Here is a 16,906-nt window from a genome sequence, read left to right as displayed (position 1 = left end):
CGTCATGCCTGAACTGCCGGAAGTTGAAACCACCCGCCGGGGCATTGCTCCGCATCTGGAAGGCCAGCGCGTCAGCCGGGTGATCGTGCGTGACCGGCGGCTGCGCTGGCCGATCCCGGAAGACCTCGATGTGCGACTTTCGGGGCAGCGCATCGTGTTGGTCGAGCGCCGGGCCAAGTATCTGTTGATCAATGCCGAGGTCGGCACGTTGATCAGCCATTTGGGCATGTCGGGCAATCTGCGTCTGGTCGAGGTCGGGTTGCCGGCGCTCAAGCATGAGCATGTCGATATCGAACTGGAGTCGGGTCTGGCCCTGCGCTATACCGATCCGCGGCGGTTCGGCGCGATGTTGTGGAGCAATGATCCGCTCAATCACGAATTGCTGATTCGCCTCGGGCCGGAGCCGCTTACTGATCTGTTCGATGGCGAGCGGCTGTTCCAGCTGTCACGCGGGCGTTCGATGGCGGTCAAGCCGTTCATCATGGACAACGCGGTGGTGGTCGGGGTCGGCAATATCTACGCGACGGAATCGCTGTTTGCCGCCGGGATCGATCCGCGCCGCGAGGCCGGGGGCATTTCCCGGGCGCGCTATCTGAAGCTGGCCATCGAGATCAAGCGCATCCTCGCCGCCGCCATCGAGCGTGGCGGCACCACGTTGCGTGACTTCATCGGCGGCGACGGGCAGCCGGGGTATTTCCAGCAGGAACTGTTTGTCTACGGTCGTGGCGGTGAACACTGCAAGGTTTGCGGCACCGGTCTGCGCGAAGTGAAGCTGGGGCAACGCGCCAGTGTGTTCTGCCCGCGCTGCCAGACCTGAGGCAAAAGGCTGAAAAAGTCCTACGGTCTATAGTGAGTTGTCTCACTGTTCAGCCCGAAGGATCGTGCCATGAAATCCTTGCAAGTCCTCTTCGCAACACTGCTGCTGTGTTCCAGCCTGGTTGTTCAGGCCACGGAAAACGGCAGTGGTGATCCGCGTTACACCATTCAGAATCCACCGGCCTACGCCATGATCGGCGACTTGCTGATTGCCCGACCTTTGCTGGTGGTGGCTACGGTGATTGGCGCGGGGGCGTTTATTGTGTCGCTGCCATTTACCGCGTTGGGTGGCGGGATTGGCGATGCAGGGCAGGCGCTGGTCGTGGCCCCGGCGAAAGCGGCGTTTGTGCGGTGTCTGGGGTGTACGGGGGAGGGGTTTGAGCAGCGTGAGTGAGCTGCTCCGGAGTCAATGGTGTTTCTGATGGCCCAATCGCGGGCAAGCCCGCTCCCACAGGGATTTTGGTGTTTACACGGTTAGTGTTTCACCACGGAAACCTGTGGCGGCGGGCTTGCCCGCGATGGCGTCGGATCAGGCGCTGAAGGACTCAGGCCTTGCCGGTGATCTTGCGGTACTTCTCCATCAACTGTTCTTCAGTCTCCGGATGCGCTTCATCGAGCGGAATGCAATCCACCGGGCAGACCTGCTGGCACTGTGGTTCGTCGTAGTGGCCGACGCACTGGGTGCACAGGTTCGGGTCGATCACATAGATCTCTTCGCCTTGGGAGATGGCGGCGTTCGGGCACTCGGGTTCGCAGACGTCGCAGTTGATGCAATCGTCGGTAATGATCAGGGACATGCTAACTCCAGCCGGGGCGGCAGGCCCGGGCGCTATAAATCAATGCGCGCAATTGTGCCGCATTGGCGAGCGCAGTGCACGCGGGTGCGATCAAGGGCACGCGACTGCAATCCTTTAAAAGCAAAAGATCGTCTGATCGCAGCCCGAGCCTTTGGCAGCGCTTACTTCTTGAAGCGTAGGGTCAGGGCGTCGGCCACGGCCGGGTGGACGAACTTGCTGATATCGCCGCCCAGCGCGGCAATTTCCCGCACCAGCGTCGAAGAAATGAACGAATAACGCTCGGATGGCGTGAGAAACAGGCTCTCCACGTCCGGCGCCAACTGGCGGTTCATGTTGGCCAGCTGAAATTCGTATTCGAAGTCCGACACCGCACGCAAACCACGCAGGAACACGTTGGCATTCTGCTCTTTGGCGAAATGCGCAAGCAGCGTCGAGAAACCGACCACTTCCACGTTCGGCAGGTGTTTGGTGACCTCGCGAGCCAGTTCAACCCGTTGTTCCAGCGGGAACAGCGGGTTTTTCTTGGGGCTGGCGGCGACGGCAATGATCACATGGTCGAACAGGCGCGAGGCGCGTTCGACCAGATCGCCATGGCCCTTGGTAATAGGGTCGAAGGTACCTGGGTACAACACTCGGTTCATCGCGTCGTCCTGGCGGGAGTCCGTTGGGGAGTCGGATGGTATCGCAGCCGTCCCGGTCGGCCAAGTCGCCTGTTGGGTAAGAAAGCACTATAGACGAGGGGAATATTCTGCTTTTTCATGGATTTTTCAGCCGATCGGCGAGGGATGTCGCCAATTGTGCGGTCAGGCCATACACCGACAATTGCGGGTTGGCGCCGATGCTGGTGGGGAACAGCGAGCCGTCGTGGATCGACAGATTACTCAGTTGATGATGGCGACCGAGGCTGTCGGTAACCGCGGTTTTCGCGTCTTCGCCCATCGCACAGCCGCCCATGACGTGGGCGCTGCCCAGCCGCGTGCGGTACAACTCAAGGCTCAAACCATCGATCAGGCTGCGCGCCTCGGCCAGGGTTTTCACGTAATGCGCGTCGGCGTGCATCGGCAGCACCGCTTTGGCGCCGCCGGCAAACTGGATCTCGGCCATGCTGTGGAACGCACGGCGCAGGCCTTCCCAAGCGTACGGTGAAACCTGATAGTCGAGCACCGGCGAGCCGTCGCCGCGCAGTTCGACACTGCCACCGGGACTGTCCGGATGAAAGCCGTCGCGCAGTAGGGCCAGCATCGCGTGGGTGTGCGGCAGATCAGCCATGTGCTCGGCGTTCTGCTGGCCGAACCCACCGAGCAGGGTGGCCGCCAGCGCCGGGTGCAGCGGCGGCACTTCGAGTTTGTAGCCCATCGGTCCGGTGGTGCCGTCCTTCCACTGGAAATAGTCCGAGTAGATCGACTGCGGCGCACCGTAGAACGGGTTGATCACCTCGTCGAAGCGTGCGGCGGACATGTTCACCAAATGCAGGAAGGTGCGTTTACCCAGGCGTTGATGCGGGTCCGGCGCATCCGAGCGCAGCAGCAACGCCGGGCTGTTGATACCGCCGCCGGCCAGCACGTAGTGCCGCGCCTTGACGGTGATCTTGCGTCCGGTCGGCTCGACACAGCGCTCGTCCATCGCCACGCATTGCAGGCCGGAGATTTTGTCGCCGTTGATCAACAGCTTCTCCGCACGGGCCAGATAAAGCAGCTCGCCGCCCTTTTCCAGGGTTGCCGGAATGGTCGTGACCATCATCGATTGCTTGGCATTGGTCGGGCAGCCCATGCCGCAGTAACCAAGGTTCCAGCAGCCGCGCACGTTGCGCGGGATCACGTGCCAGCTGTAGCCGAGTTGTTCGCAGCCTTTACGGATCACGTCGTTGTTAGCGTTGGGCGGGACCATCCACGGTGCGACGCCGAGGCGCTGCTCCATTTTTTCGAACCACGGTGCCATCTCGGCAGGGCTGTGGCCTTTGACGTTGTGCTCTTTGGCCCAGTGTTCAAGGGTCGGTTCCGGCGTGCGGAAGCTCGATGTCCAGTTGATCAGTGTGGTGCCGCCCACTGCGCGGCCCTGCAGGATGGTGATCGCGCCGTCCTTGCTCATGCGGCCGATGCCTTCCTGATAGAGGCTGCTGTAGGCCTGGTCTTCGAGCAGTTTGAAGTCGGTGCTGGTTTTCAGCGGGCCTTCTTCGATCAGTAGCACTTTATAGCCGGCGGCACTGAGGATTTCCGCCGTGGTGCCGCCACCGGCACCGCTGCCGATGATCGCGACGTCGGTTTCAAGGGTCAGATCGTCGCTGAGTTGGGCGCCGTTGTAGGTTTTCCAGCCTCGGGCGAGGCCTTCGCGGAACGGGTCGGGTACGGGCATCGATCAGGTTCTCTTTTATTATTCTGGATGCAGAGGTGGGGCAACTGGCGCATCGCGGGCAAGCCCGCTCCCACAGGGTTTGTGCTGTTCAGACGACAGGCGGGCCGGGGTAGCCGCAATGCGCCCAGGATTCGGTGCGGGTGTACCAGGCCATCAGCACCATTTGTTGCAAGGAGCTGTGACCCATGCGCAGCAGGCTCAACGAGCTGTTTTGCCAGCGGTCGAGGAAGTGGCGCATGCCTTCGGGGCTGGCGTTTTCCCAACTGCCCCAGATGCCGGTCAGCGGTCCACGCGTCACGGCCATGCCGAGCACGTCAAACAGTTGCCGGGTGAGCTTGAGCATTTCCGGCGACAGATGATCGAGGCTGTAGTCCAGCGACTTGAGAGTGCCGTCGACGGCACTCGGCATTTTCTCGGTCGCCACGGCGCCGTCGAGCATCACTGGAATCAGTGCGCGCAAAAACAGCAGATCGCCGTCGCGCAATGAAACGAAACCGTTGGCGGCGACGCTCGACGAACAGCCGCTGAGGCTGGCACCGAGGCCTGCGGTGGCAAGGAATGCCGTGGCGCCGAGGCTGAATTTCAGCAGGCCACGGCGCGACAGGGCAGGTGTATCGGTCAGGCTTGGGTGCATTGTTTTTATTACCCGGCGACGATGACGAAGGTTTAGCGAATGAACAGCTTCTGGATCAGTTTCTGAATGGATTTGCCGTAGGGCGGGTAAATCAGTCTGGCCGCGTTGAAGCGCTGTTTAACCAGCACGCCTTTGGCTTTGCTGAACGTCAGAAAGCCCTCGTGACCGTGGTAATGGCCCATGCCCGAAGCACCTATGCCGCCGAAGGGCATGTCGTCCTGCGCCACATGTAGCAGGGTGTCGTTCAGGCACACGCCGCCGGAATGGGTTTCGTGCAGGACGCGAGTCTGTTCGCGTTTGTCGTAGCCAAAGTAGTAAAGAGCCAGAGGACGTGGCCGCTGATTGATGTAAGCGAATGCCTGCTCCAGATCCCGGTACGGCACGATCGGCAGCAGCGGGCCGAAGATTTCGTCCTGCATCACTGTCATCTCGTCGCTGACGTTCAACAGCACACTGTGCGGCATGCGCCGGCCCTGACCCTGATCGAACAGCGGGATCAGCAGCGCGCCTTTGCTGGTGGCGTCGCTGACGTAGCCGTTGAGCCGGGCCAATTGGCGTTCGTTGATGATTGCCGTGTAGTCCGGGTTGTCGGCGAGGGTCGGATAAAAACCCTGCACTGCCTGGCGATAGGCTTCGACGAAGCCGCCGACCCGGTCTTCCGGGACCAGCACGTAATCAGGTGCGACGCAGGTCTGCCCGGCATTGAGAGTTTTGCCGAAGGCAATGCGCTCGGCCGCATCCTTGAGCGGCACATCGCGCGAGACGATGGCGGGCGACTTGCCGCCCAGTTCCAGGGTTACAGGCGTGAGGTTTTCTGCGGCGGCGCGCATCACATGCTTGCCGATGCTGGTGGCGCCGGTGAACAGCAGGTGATCGAAGCGCAAACGGGAAAACGCCACGCCAATATCGGCTTCGCCCAGCACCACGCAGACCAGATCTTCGGGGAAAATCCGCGCCAGCAGTTGTTTGAGCAACAGCCCGGTGGCCGGGGTCGATTCACTGAGTTTGAGCATTACCCGGTTGCCCGCCGCCAAGGCGCCGACCAGTGGGCCGATGGCCAGATACAGCGGGTAATTCCACGGCACGATGACGCCCACCACGCCCAATGGCTGGTAGACCACTTTCGCCGAGGCGGGCTGGAAAGCCATGCCGACCTTGCGCCGCGATGGTTTCATCCAGCCGTTGAGATGACGGCTGGCGTAGTGGATGCCGTGCAGGCTCGGCATCAGTTCGGCGAGCAGGGTTTCATCGGCGCTGCGGTGGCTGAAATCGGCGCTGATCGCCTCAATCAGGGCCTGACGTTCGTTGCTCAGCAAATCGCGCAACGCCTTGAGCCATTGCTGACGCTGGGCGGCGGGTGGCATCGGGTTGGCGGCGTATGCGGCCCGTTGTGCAGCGAACTGCCGATCGAGCTCTTCCAGTGGCTGTTGCAGCGTTTGCAGGTAGGCAATGTCGGCAGTCATGGTCGGCTCCGGATTTATTGTAGTGAGGAACTTTCTAGAGTCTATGCTCTAGAAAGTCAAATGACTTCCATGCACAGCAGTGTTTTATCCATTTCCGGTTAGGTCGTAAGATGCCCGTCAACGCACTCTGAATTAAAGCTCAAGCCATGGCCCCACGAATAAAAACCAGCGAGCGTATCGTGCTGAACAGCCTCGAGCTGTTCAATCAGCAGGGCGAACGCAGCATCAGCACCAATCACATTGCAGCCCACATGGAGATTTCTCCGGGCAACCTGTACTACCACTTCCCCAACAAGCAGGCGATCATCGCCGTGTTGTTCAGTGAGTACGAAAGCCTGGTCGACAGCTTCCTGCGCCCGCCACAGGGACGCGCCGCGACGGTGGAAGACAAGCGCTTCTACCTCAAGGAGCTGTTGTCGGCGATGTGGCGCTACCGCTTTCTGCACCGTGATCTGGAGCACCTGCTCGACAGCGATCCGGAGCTGGCCGCGCGTTATCGGCGTTTTTCCCAGCGCTGCGTGATCCAGGGCGCGGCGATCTACGAAGGTTTTGTCGCCGCCGGGATCCTCGAAATGGATCGCGTGCAGATCGAATCCCTGACCCTCAACGCCTGGATCATCCTGACGTCTTGGGTGCGCTTTCTGTGCACCACCCGGGAAAACTCCAACCACCTCAGCGAGCAAGCCATTAAACGTGGCGTGTATCAGGTGCTGGTACTGGAAGCCGGGTTCGTCACCGATCAGGCGCGCGAGCAGGTCAATGCGCTGTTCGAGGAGTTCTACGTGCCGCTGGCCCAGGCCCTCGAAGACGTGAAGTAAACCGTTCTGTTGAAATCCCACAGGAGCCCGTTATGCCGATTGCGCAACTGATCAGCCCCAACGCTCTGGATGCTCGCAAGGAGCAACCGGGGCTGGTGATTCTCGATTGTCGTTTTGCCCTCGAAGACCCGGACTACGGGCAGCGTAGCTACGCTGAAGGGCATATTGCCGGGGCGAGCTTCGCCGATCTCGAGCGTGATCTCAGCGGCAAAGTGGTCAAGGGCGTGACCGGGCGCCATCCGTTGCCGGAGCCGGCAGCGCTGATCGAACGCTTGCAAGCCTGGGGCATCAGTGCCGACAGCGACGTGGTTTTGTATGACGATGGCCCCGGTGCGTACGCGGCGCGTGCGTGGTGGTTGCTGGTATGGCTGGGCAAGCGTGACGGTGTGTTCATTCTCGATGGCGGGCTCAAGGCCTGGCATGCGGCGGGACTGCCGCTGAGTCTGGATGCGCCGACGATCACGCGTGGAACCTTCAGTGGTCAGCCGGACATGTCTTTGCTGCTCAGCGCCGAACAATTGCAGCAGCGCCTCGGTCAACCGGCACTGACTTTGATCGATGCCCGAGCCTTGCCGCGCTTCAAGGGCGAAGTCGAGCCGATCGACCCGGTTGCCGGGCACATTCCCGGTGCGCAATGTGCGGCGTTTACTGACAACCTCGGGAGTGATGGCCGGTTCCTGCCGGCGGAGCAACTCAAGCAGCGCTTTGCCGCCAGACTGGGTGATCGCTCGCCAGCGGATCTGGTGGCGTATTGCGGCTCCGGTGTGACGGCGTGTCACAACCTGTTTGCGTTGTGTCTGGCGGGTTATCCGTTGGGCTCGCTGTACGCCGGGTCGTGGAGCGAGTGGATCAACGAGCCTTCGCGCGGTATCGCCACGGGCGAATAAACACGGCAAATCCTCTCTGTGGGAGCGAGCCTGTTCGCTAAGGCATCGGATCAGTCGACATCAATGTTGAATGAACGAGCGCTTTCGCGAGCAGGCTCGCTCCCATATGGGCTATGCGGTGTCTGGGGAGATTTGCCGGGCACTGCGATAAGCCGCCGGCCCCACGCCATAAACCTGCTTGAACTGCCGGCTCAGGTGACTCTGATCGGCAAACCCCAACTGCAGGGCGACCTCCACGGGTAAACATCCACTTTGCAGCAACCCCCGGGCCGTGGCGATGCGTTGCTGCATCAACCAGGTATGCGGCGGCATGCCGGTGGCACGGCGGAACACCCGGGCGAAGTGAAAAGGCGACAGATTGACCGCCGCCGCCAATTCTTCGAGCGATGGCGGCGCCGCCAGCTGTGCGTGCAGGAGTTCCTTGGCGCGCACCACCGCCCGGTGTTCCTTGCCGGGTTTGCCGGGGATCCGCACGGCAGCGTGACGTTGTAGCAGCAAAATCATCATTTCGCGCCACACGGTTTGCTGCTGCAACGCCGTGGGCGGATTTTCCAGCAAACGGTGTAACTGACAGAAACCGTTGACCAGGTCCGGGTCGCGGTACAGCGTTTCGCCAAAGGCGGGCATCGGCGCGCTGGGCAATTCCAGTTCGTCCAGCAACGCCATGACTTTGCCGGTGTCGGGATAAAACGCCCGGTACAGCCAGCCGTTCTCGGTGCCCTTGTGGCCGGTGTGCAATTCGTCCGGATTGATCAACACGAGCGTGCCGCTGCCCGCCAGATGTTCAGCGCCGCGATAGCGATAACGCTGAGCGCCGGCCATGATCATGCCGATCACGTAGCCATCGTGAACGTGCGGGGCAAAGCGTTGTTCGATGTAGCGTGCCGACAGCAGTTCGACTCCGGCCAGCGGCGTGGTTTGCCAGAAACGGATCGACTCGCCCTGATCGTTCATGACGTCAGGCGTGCCAGCCATTGCGGGATGCGCCGTTCCAGGTAATAACCCGGCTGACGCAGCGAACCCTCGACGAAGCCGACGTGTCCGCCGCGAGTCTGCAATTCGAATTCGGTGCACTCCGACAGCTCGCTGGCTTGCGGCAGGCTGTGCGGGAATACGAACGGATCGTCCGCCGCCTGAATGATCAGGGTCGGCGTGCGGATTTCGCCGAGAAAGTAACGGCTCGAGGCGCGGCGGTAGTAATCCTCGGCATTCGTGAAACCGTGAAGCGGCGCCGTCACCCTGCCATCGAAGTCCCAGAGCGTGCGCATGTTCTCCAGCGAGCCGAGCGCCGCCAGCGCGGCGAGGCCATCGTCGCGTCCGTCATGCTGGAACTGACGTTGCTTGTTCTTGATGTAAGCGACCATCTCGCGCATGAAGTGCGCCTGATAGACCTTGGAAAACCCTTGGCCGATGCGGTCGGCGCATTGGTCGAGGCGAAACGGCACCGACACCGCCACCGCGCCGAGCACACCACTGGCGCTGCCGGTTTCCCCCAGATGTTTGAGCAGTACGTTGCCGCCCAGGGAATAACCGACGGCATACAGCGGCGCCAACGGACGTTTGGCGCGCAGGTGGCGAATGGCTTCAGCGAGGTCTTCGCTGGCGCCGGAGTGGTAGCTGCGCGGCAACAGATTCGGTTCGCCCGAACAGCCGCGCCAGTTCAACGCGACGCTGGCCCAGCCTTGATCGGCCAAAGCCTTTTGGACACCTGCCACGTAGGGCGAATTGGAAGAGCCAGTCAGCCCGTGTAGCACCAACACCAGCGGTGCGTCGGCGCTATGCGGGCCGTGCCAGTCAAGATCAAGGAAGTCGCCGTCGTCGAGCCAAAGCCGTTCGCGCTCGCGCTCAAGGTGAACGGTTTTGCGCCACAGCGGGCCCCACAAGGTTTGCAAGTGCGGATTGCCGAGGCCGAAGGCAGGAATGAAGCGTTCTGACGAAGGGGGCACGATGGTTCTCGATGCACTTTGTGGCGAGGGAGCTTGCTCCCGCTGGACTGCGCAGCAGGCCTCGCTTCTGAAATAAGGGCCGCTTCGCGACCCAGCGGGAGCAAGCTCCCTCGCCACAGGTTTCTCGCAAACTTTTAGTTAACGGCTATCTCTGCCGTGCGTTGCCACAGCGCGTAATAAACGCGTCCGGACTTCTGCTCGCGGTGCAGGCGCCAGTTGCCCGGAAGACCCAGCGTCGAAGGCGCGGTTTCGCTTTCAGTGTAGATCCACGAGTCGGGCGCCAGCCACTGACGTTCTTCAAGCAGAGTGCAAACCGCCGGCAGCAGGTTCTGGTTGAACGGCGGGTCCAGGAACACCAGGTCAAACGGCGTGGCAACTTGCGTTTCCAGATAGCGCAGGGCGTCAGCGGTCTGCACCTGCCCGTTGGTGCAGCGTAGCGTGCCGAGGTGTTCTTTCAGGCTGGACACCGCAATGTTGCTGGCGTCCAGCGCCTGACCCATGGCCGCGCCACGGGACAGCGCTTCGAGAAACAGCGCGCCGCTGCCGGCGAACGGGTCGAGCACCTTGGCCCCTTCAACGTAGGGCGCGAGCCAGTTGAACAGGGTTTCACGCACACGATCCGGCGTCGGGCGCAGGCCCGGCGCATCGGGGAAGCTCAGCTTGCGGCTGCGCCATTGGCCGCCAATGATGCGCAACTGGTTCACACCGTTGTGAACGTTGTGCGCAGGTTTTTTTGGGGTACGAGTCGCCATTAATGCTCCGGAACCCCGAGCGGTTGCTCGGCAGGTTTATCAGATGGGGCCGGTAACGGCTTTTGCGGCACGGTCGGGCCAGCGCTGACGATGACCATTTTGTCCGTGCTCAGGTGTTTGTTCATCGCGTCTTTGACCTGCTCGACGGTCAGGCTCTGGGACTGACGCATGAAGTCGTCCAGATAGCTCAGCGGCAGATTATAGAAGCCCATGGCGCCGAGCTGGCCAACGATGTCGGCGTTGCTCGCGGTGGACAGCGGGAAGCTGCCGGCGAGTTCGCGTTTGGCGTCGTCGAGTTCTTTTTGCGTCGGGCCGGTTTTCAGGTAGTCGGCGAGTACGTCCTGCACCAGTTTCAGGGTGCCTTCGCTCATTTCCGCGCGGGTCTGCAGGTTGATCATGAACGGACCGCGAGCCTGCATCGGGCTGAACCCGGAATACACGCCATAAGCCAGGCCGCGCTTCTCGCGCACTTCACTCATCAAACGCGTACCGAAACCGCCGCCGCCGAGTATCTGGTTACCCATCGACAAGGCGGCGTAGTCCGGGTCGTCGCGGTCGATGCCCAGTTGCGCGATCATCAGGTTGGTTTGCTTGGACGGGAACTCGATGTGACCGATGCTGGCCTGCGGATCCTGCGGCTGGGCGATTTTCGCCAGCGCCGGGCCTTTCGGCAGGGCGGCGGACACCTGATTGGCAATCGCCTCGGCATCGGCGCGGGACAAGTCGCCCACCAGCGCGATCACCACGTTGCCAGCAGCGTAAGCCTTGGCATGGAACTCACGCAGTTGCGCGAGGGTGATTTTCGGCACGCTTTGCGCGTTGCCATCGCTGGAATGCGCATATGGGTGATCGCCATACAGACGCTTCATCAGCTCGAGGCTGGCGAGTTTGCCGGGGTTCTGTTTCTGGTATTCGAAGCCGGCGAGCATCTGGTTCTTGATGCGCGCGAACGAATCGGCCGGGAAGGTCGGTTTGCCGACCACCTCCGAGAACAGCTTCAAGGCCGGTTCACGCTGGTCGACAGCACTCAGGCTACGCAGCGATGCCAGCGCCATGTCCTTGAAGGCACCGTTGCCGAAATCCGCGCCGAGGCCTTCAAAGCCCTGGGCGATGGCGCCGACGTCTTTGCCGGCGACACCTTCGTTGAGCATCGCGTTGGTCAGCACCGCGAGCCCCGGCGCATTGCCGTCCTGGCTGCTGCCGGCGGCGAAGATCAGGCGCATGTCAAACATCGGCAGCTCATGCGCTTCTACGAACAGCACCTTGGCGCCTTCGGCGGTGTTCCAGGTCTGTACGTCGAGCTTGCGGCTGGCCGGCGCCTTGCCGTCGAGTTCGGCCAGCGATTGCAGCTTCTGGCTGGTCTTGGCGTTATCCAGCGCTTCACTGGCGTTGGTGTTAGCGCCTGGGGTCAGATAGAACGCGGCGGAGCCGATCACGGCAACCGCGATCAGACCAAGCAACAGGCGTGGGGTTTTGCGCTCACTCATGAGTCGTCTCCAGTGGCAGGACGTGGGCGACGCTGAGACGTTCGCGGGTGAAATACAGCTTGGCGGCATTCTGGATATCTTGCGGGGTCACGCTTTCCAGATCGGCGAGTTCGGTGTCCATCAGTTTCCACGACAGACCGACAGTCTCCAGTTGGCCAATGGCAGTGGCCTGACTGGTGATCGAGTCACGCTCGTAGACCAGCCCGGCAATTACTTGTGCACGTACGCGCTCAAGCTCTGCGGCGGAGGGGGCTGTGGTTTTCAACTGATCGAGCAGCTTCCACAGACCGGCCTCGGCTTGCGCCATGGTCTTTTTCTTCTGGGTATTCGGTGTGGCCGAAAGGGTAAACAGGCTGTCGCCGCGCGTGTAGGCGTCGTAGCTCGATGAACCGCCGGAGACCAACTCTTCACCGCGCTCCAACTGCGTCGGGATGCGCCCGCTGTAGCCGCCGTCGAGCAGTGCCGAGATCAGGCGCAGAGCGTTGACCGAGCGTTTGTCTTCAGCAGTGGCGATGCTCGGCACGTTGAAACCGAGCATCAGGCTAGGCAGTTGCGTCTGCACGTGCAGGGTGATCTGGCGTTCGCCGGGCTCGGCCAGTTCCAGTGGTTGCTTCGCCGGTGGCACGTCGCGCTTGGCGATCGGGCCGAAGTAGCGCTGGGCGAGGGTTTTCACTTCGTCCGGGGTGACGTCACCGACCACCACCAGGGTGGCGTTGTTCGGCACGTACCAGGACTGATACCAGTGGCGCAGCTCTTCGACTTTCATCCGGTCGAGGTCGGCCATCCAGCCGATGGTCGGCGTGTGGTAGCCGCTGGCCGGGTAGGCCATGGCCTTGTAGCGCTCGTAGGCTTTGGACATCGGCTTGTCATCAGTGCGCAGACGGCGTTCTTCCTTGATGACTTCGATTTCCTTGGCGAACTCGTCGGCCGGCAGGCGCAGGTTGGCCATGCGGTCGGCTTCCAGTTCAAAAGCCACGCCCAGACGATCGCGGGCCAGTACCTGGTAATAAGCGGTGAAGTCGTCGCTGGTGAACGCGTTCTCTTCGGCACCCAGATCACGCAGGATCAGCGAAGCTTCGCCGGGACCGACTTTTTCGCTGCCCTTGAACATCATGTGCTCAAGCGCATGGGACAGACCGGTCTGGCCCGGGGTTTCGTAGCTGGAACCGACCTTGTACCAGACCTGCGACACCACTACCGGCGCGCGATGGTCTTCGCGCACGACAACCTTCAAACCGTTGTCGAGGGTGAATTCGTGAGTCGGTTGCGGGTCGGCCGCCAGGGCCGAAAGGGGCAGGCAGACTGTGCTGAGCAGCAGGCCTGCAGCGCGGCGGGCTAGAGCATTCATTCGTTTTTTAACCTGTTGAGCTGCCCGCTTGGTCTTAGCGTCGGCGGGCGAGAGGGTGCTAGGATACTGATCCGTTTTACTGGCGGCCACGCCTATCAAGCCATTGATCGGTCGATAGGTTGTATGGGTTACCGGCAGAAGCTTTGAGTTTCTCAGCTAAACTCTGCGTTTTCGCCGAAGATGCCGTTCCAGTCCTTCGTAATAATCGACCTTTGAGGTGCTTTTGGCGCCTCGACAAAATGTTGCGCGTGAACAAGCTGGGTGAAACACAGTCTGTTCTGCATCGAATATTTATTTGCCGGGGCGCCCTTATGGCGCGTCGCTACCGTGAGATAGCCGTCCTCCATGTTTGGTTCCAACGACGACAAGAAGACCCCAGCTGCGGCTGGCGAAAAGAAAAGCCTGTTCGGATGGCTGCGTAAGAAACCGCAGGAACCCGTCGTCGAACAGCCGCCCGCGATTCCTGAGCCCGTTCCGGCGCCTGCTCCGGTAATAGAAGAAGAGCCGGCACCGATCGTGCTGCCGATCGCCGAGCCGGTGCTGCAGCCGGCCGCCGAACCTGAGCCTGAAACCCCTGTGATTGCCGAGGCGCCGCTGACCCCGGTAGCCGAGCCGTGGCTGACGTTGCCAGTCGCGGAAGAGCCGGTAGCGTTGGTTGAAGAGGCTGCGCCGCATGTCACGCCAGTGATTCCCGCGCCTGCCGTGTTCATTCCCGAGGTGGCTCCGGCACCGGTGGTCGAACCTGCGCCGGTTGTAACTGAGCCTGTTGTTCCGGAACCTGTGATTCCGGAGCCAGATGCCCCGGTAGCTGCTGCTCCCGTAGCTCCAGTCATTCATCAGCCAGCACCTGCACCGGTTGTCGCTGCGCCAGTATTGCCGGTTGAAGTGATTGCCGAAACGCCCGTCGAAGCCCCGCGCACTGAAGAAACCAAAGCCGGTTTCTTCGCCCGTCTCAAGCAAGGCCTGTCGAAGACCAGCGCCAGCATCGGCGAGGGCATGGCCAGCCTGTTCCTCGGTCGTAAAACCATCGATGACGATCTGCTTGATGACCTCGAAACCCGTCTGCTCACCGCCGACGTTGGCGTCGAAGCCACCACGCAGATCATCCAGCGCCTGACCCAGAAGGTCGCACGCAAGGAACTGGCCGACTCCGACGCACTGTACAAATCCCTGCAAGCCGAGCTGGCCGCTATGCTCAAACCGGTTGAGCAGCCGCTGAAGATCGTTTCGCAGAACAAGCCATTCGTGATTCTGGTGGTCGGCGTCAACGGCGCCGGCAAGACCACCACCATCGGCAAACTGGCGAAGAAGCTGCAACTGGAAGGCAAGAAAGTCATGCTCGCCGCCGGTGACACCTTCCGCGCCGCCGCTGTGGAGCAATTGCAGGTCTGGGGCGAGCGCAACAAGATCCCGGTGATCGCCCAGCACACCGGTGCCGACTCGGCTTCGGTGATCTTCGACGCCGTGCAAGCCGCCAAGGCCCGTGGCATTGATGTGCTGATCGCTGACACCGCCGGTCGTCTGCACACCAAAGACAACCTGATGGAAGAACTGAAAAAGGTTCGCCGGGTGATCGGCAAGCTCGATGCCGATGCGCCGCACGAAGTGCTGCTGGTGCTCGACGCCGGTACTGGCCAGAACGCGATCAACCAGGCCAAGCAATTCAACCAGACCGTCGAACTGACCGGCCTGGCGCTGACCAAGCTCGACGGCACCGCCAAGGGCGGGGTGATCTTTGCCCTGGCCAAGCAGTTTGGCCTGCCGATTCGTTACATCGGCGTCGGTGAAGGCATCGACGATTTGCGTACCTTTGAAGCCGAACCCTTTGTCCAGGCACTGTTTGCCGAGCGGGAGCGTTCATGATTCGTTTCGAACAGGTCGGTAAACGCTACCCGAACGGTCACGTCGGCTTGCATGAGCTGAGCTTTCGAGTCCGTCGTGGCGAGTTCTTGTTTGTCACCGGCCACTCCGGTGCCGGTAAGTCCACACTGTTGCGCCTGTTGCTGGCGATGGAGCGTCCGACCAGCGGCAAGCTGCTGCTCGCCGGGCAAGACCTGAGCACCATCAGCAACGCGCAGATTCCGTTCCTGCGCCGGCAGATCGGCGTGGTCTTCCAGAATCACCAGTTGCTGTTTGATCGCACGGTGTTCAACAACGTCGCGTTGCCGCTGCAGATTCTCGGACTGTCCAAGGCTGAAATCGCCAAGCGTGTCGATTCGGCGCTGGAGCGTGTGGCGCTGTCGGACAAAACCGATCTGTACCCGGGCGACCTGTCCACCGGTCAGCAACAGCGCGTCGGCATTGCCCGCGCCATCGTTCACCGCCCGGCCCTGCTGCTGGCGGACGAACCGACCGGTAACCTCGACCCGCGTCTGGCGGCCGAGATCATGGGCGTGTTCGAAGACATCAACCGTCTGGGCACCAGCGTGCTGATCGCCAGTCACGACCTGGCACTGATCGCGCGCATGCGTCACCGCATGCTGACCCTGCAACGTGGCCGATTGATCGGCGACGGGGAGGCCGGTGTATGAGTGCGACACGCAGTCCGAAGGTTTCCGAGCGCGTGGCCCCGAAAGCCGCCGATCCGCAGCCGCCGAAGAAGAAAAAGCACGACGATGACGATGGTCCTGATTTCGCTACGCTGTTGCGTGCCTGGGTCGAAAGCCATCGCGCCAGCCTGCTCGACAGCCTGCGCCGACTCGGCAAGCAGCCGATCGGCAGCTTCTTCACCTGCATGGTAATGGCGGTGGCGCTGAGCCTGCCGATGGGCTTGTCACTGTTGCTCAATAATGTCGAGCGTCTTGGCGGTTCGTGGCAGCGTGCGGCGCAGATTTCGCTGTACCTGCAGCTCGATGCAAGCCCGGAGCAGGGCGAGTCATTGCGCGAGCAGATCAAAGGCATGCCCGGCGTAGCTGATGCTGAATATGTCGGCCGCGATCAGGCGCTGGAAGAGTTCCAGCAGCAGTCCGGATTGGGTGAAGCCCTGCGCGAGCTGCCGGAAAACCCGCTGCCGGGCGTGGTGCTGGTCACCCCGAACGAGGTCGACAAGTCGACGCTGGAAGCATTAAGACAAAAACTTTCCGAGCTGCCCAAGGTACAACAGGCACAACTTGATCTAGTCTGGGTCGAGCGTCTGGCCGCCATCCTCAAGCTCGGCGATCGTTTTGTCTTCGGTCTGACAGTGCTGCTGGTTTCTGCATTACTTTTGGTGATAGGCAATACCATTCGTCTTCATATCGAAAACCGCCGCACCGAGATAGAAGTGATTAAACTCGTCGGCGGCACCGACAGCTATGTGCGGCGTCCCTTCCTTTATATGGGCGCGTTGTACGGTTTCGGTGCGGGGCTGTTGTCCTGGGGAGTGTTGGCGTTCGGCCTGAACTGGCTGAACGACGCGGTGGTTGGGCTGGCCGGCTTGTACGGCAGTGATTTCGCGCTGGCCGGAGTGCCAGTTGCCGACGGTCTGTCGCTCTTGCTTGGCGCGGTGCTGTTGGGTTATATCGGTGCATGGATTGCAGTCGCACGTCATCTCAGGGAGCTGGCGCCGAAGTAGAATCTTTTTTGCGCGTGATTGGCCTCGCGGTTTTTTTGGGAACTTGTACTTGA

18 protein-coding genes are annotated in these 16,906 nt (G+C 61.5%); 7 read left to right on the top strand and 11 right to left on the bottom strand.

Annotated features, from left to right (window positions below):
• The first annotated feature begins 4 nt into the window (after positions 1 to 4).
• Both mutM and ACVVH8_RS28130 read left to right on the top strand, forming a co-directional pair.
• The gene (mutM, locus tag ACVVH8_RS28135) at positions 5 to 817 is read left to right on the top strand and encodes a bifunctional DNA-formamidopyrimidine glycosylase/DNA-(apurinic or apyrimidinic site) lyase (protein WP_475227443.1); all 813 of its coding nucleotides are present in this window, start codon (positions 5 to 7) and stop codon (positions 815 to 817) included.
• Positions 818 to 886: 69 nt separating this feature from the next.
• Positions 887 to 1,210, top strand: a complete 324-nt coding sequence (locus tag ACVVH8_RS28130) for a multidrug transporter (RefSeq protein WP_475227440.1) — start codon at positions 887 to 889, stop codon at positions 1,208 to 1,210.
• A 151-nt stretch (positions 1,211 to 1,361) separates the two neighbouring features.
• Here ACVVH8_RS28130 and ACVVH8_RS28125 read toward each other — a convergent pair whose 3' ends face one another.
• From ACVVH8_RS28125 to ACVVH8_RS28105, 5 genes are all read right to left on the bottom strand, one after another.
• A complete protein-coding gene (locus tag ACVVH8_RS28125) occupies positions 1,362 to 1,613 on the bottom strand; it encodes a YfhL family 4Fe-4S dicluster ferredoxin (protein WP_003195146.1) in 252 nt (83 codons plus the stop codon).
• Between the two features lie 161 nt (positions 1,614 to 1,774).
• On the bottom strand, positions 1,775 to 2,254 hold the full coding sequence (gene coaD, locus ACVVH8_RS28120) for a pantetheine-phosphate adenylyltransferase (RefSeq protein ID WP_003229157.1): 480 nt from the start codon (positions 2,252 to 2,254) through the stop codon (positions 1,775 to 1,777).
• Between the two features lie 115 nt (positions 2,255 to 2,369).
• Positions 2,370 to 3,965: a GMC family oxidoreductase gene (locus ACVVH8_RS28115; protein ID WP_475227438.1), complete on the bottom strand. Its 1,596-nt coding sequence runs from the start codon at positions 3,963 to 3,965 to the stop codon at positions 2,370 to 2,372.
• 88 nt (positions 3,966 to 4,053) lie between these two features.
• The gene (locus ACVVH8_RS28110; RefSeq protein ID WP_475227435.1) at positions 4,054 to 4,599 is read right to left on the bottom strand and encodes a twin-arginine translocation pathway signal protein; all 546 of its coding nucleotides are present in this window, start codon (positions 4,597 to 4,599) and stop codon (positions 4,054 to 4,056) included.
• A 32-nt stretch (positions 4,600 to 4,631) separates the two neighbouring features.
• A complete protein-coding gene (locus ACVVH8_RS28105) occupies positions 4,632 to 6,062 on the bottom strand; it encodes a coniferyl aldehyde dehydrogenase (protein WP_103304328.1) in 1,431 nt (476 codons plus the stop codon).
• A 146-nt stretch (positions 6,063 to 6,208) separates the two neighbouring features.
• Here ACVVH8_RS28105 and ACVVH8_RS28100 point away from each other — a divergent pair, with 146 nt between their 5' ends.
• Together ACVVH8_RS28100 and ACVVH8_RS28095 are read left to right on the top strand one after the other, a co-directional pair.
• Positions 6,209 to 6,880, top strand: a complete 672-nt coding sequence (locus ACVVH8_RS28100) for a TetR/AcrR family transcriptional regulator (RefSeq protein WP_103304327.1) — start codon at positions 6,209 to 6,211, stop codon at positions 6,878 to 6,880.
• Positions 6,881 to 6,912: 32 nt separating this feature from the next.
• Positions 6,913 to 7,767, top strand: coding sequence for a sulfurtransferase (locus ACVVH8_RS28095; protein WP_213026857.1), 855 nt, complete (start codon positions 6,913 to 6,915; stop codon positions 7,765 to 7,767).
• Between the two features lie 111 nt (positions 7,768 to 7,878).
• Here ACVVH8_RS28095 and ACVVH8_RS28090 read toward each other — a convergent pair whose 3' ends face one another.
• The 6 genes from ACVVH8_RS28090 to ACVVH8_RS28065 all read right to left on the bottom strand — a co-directional run bounded on the left by ACVVH8_RS28090 (position 7,879) and on the right by ACVVH8_RS28065 (position 13,647).
• Positions 7,879 to 8,721, bottom strand: a complete 843-nt coding sequence (locus ACVVH8_RS28090; protein WP_475231236.1) for an AraC family transcriptional regulator — start codon at positions 8,719 to 8,721, stop codon at positions 7,879 to 7,881.
• Positions 8,718 to 9,713 carry a hydrolase gene (locus ACVVH8_RS28085; protein WP_475227432.1) on the bottom strand — a complete coding sequence of 332 codons (996 nt, stop codon included), beginning with the start codon at positions 9,711 to 9,713 and terminating at the stop codon, positions 8,718 to 8,720. The genes ACVVH8_RS28090 and ACVVH8_RS28085 overlap by 4 nt, the downstream gene beginning before the upstream one ends.
• A 134-nt stretch (positions 9,714 to 9,847) precedes the next feature.
• Positions 9,848 to 10,465: a 16S rRNA (guanine(966)-N(2))-methyltransferase RsmD gene (gene rsmD, locus ACVVH8_RS28080; protein WP_475227429.1), complete on the bottom strand. Its 618-nt coding sequence runs from the start codon at positions 10,463 to 10,465 to the stop codon at positions 9,848 to 9,850.
• Positions 10,465 to 11,952, bottom strand: a complete 1,488-nt coding sequence (locus ACVVH8_RS28075; protein WP_315445123.1) for an insulinase family protein — start codon at positions 11,950 to 11,952, stop codon at positions 10,465 to 10,467. The genes rsmD and ACVVH8_RS28075 overlap by 1 nt, the downstream gene beginning before the upstream one ends.
• Complete coding sequence (locus tag ACVVH8_RS28070; protein WP_213026853.1) at positions 11,945 to 13,300, bottom strand: M16 family metallopeptidase; 1,356 nt, start codon at positions 13,298 to 13,300, stop codon at positions 11,945 to 11,947. Before ACVVH8_RS28070 ends, ACVVH8_RS28075 begins: the two co-directional genes overlap by 8 nt.
• Before the next feature lie 152 nt (positions 13,301 to 13,452).
• Positions 13,453 to 13,647 carry a hypothetical protein gene (locus ACVVH8_RS28065; RefSeq protein WP_401300455.1) on the bottom strand — a complete coding sequence of 65 codons (195 nt, stop codon included), beginning with the start codon at positions 13,645 to 13,647 and terminating at the stop codon, positions 13,453 to 13,455.
• Here ACVVH8_RS28065 and ftsY point away from each other — a divergent pair.
• From ftsY to ftsX, 3 genes are read left to right on the top strand one after another with little or no spacing between them, the layout of a single operon-like run.
• The gene (ftsY, locus tag ACVVH8_RS28060; protein ID WP_475227427.1) at positions 13,646 to 15,163 is read left to right on the top strand and encodes a signal recognition particle-docking protein FtsY; all 1,518 of its coding nucleotides are present in this window, start codon (positions 13,646 to 13,648) and stop codon (positions 15,161 to 15,163) included. The genes ACVVH8_RS28065 and ftsY overlap by 2 nt on opposite strands.
• The gene (gene ftsE / locus ACVVH8_RS28055) at positions 15,160 to 15,831 is read left to right on the top strand and encodes a cell division ATP-binding protein FtsE (protein ID WP_003229148.1); all 672 of its coding nucleotides are present in this window, start codon (positions 15,160 to 15,162) and stop codon (positions 15,829 to 15,831) included. The genes ftsY and ftsE overlap by 4 nt, the downstream gene beginning before the upstream one ends.
• Entirely contained in the window at positions 15,828 to 16,853 is a 1,026-nt protein-coding gene (gene ftsX, locus ACVVH8_RS28050; protein WP_475227424.1) for a permease-like cell division protein FtsX, read from the top strand. The genes ftsE and ftsX overlap by 4 nt, the downstream gene beginning before the upstream one ends.
• The last annotated feature ends 53 nt before the right edge of the window (positions 16,854 to 16,906 follow it).

This window comes from Pseudomonas trutticola BRTCR10, from assembly GCF_056155105.1.
This window is presented reverse-complemented; position numbering and strand designations above follow the sequence as displayed.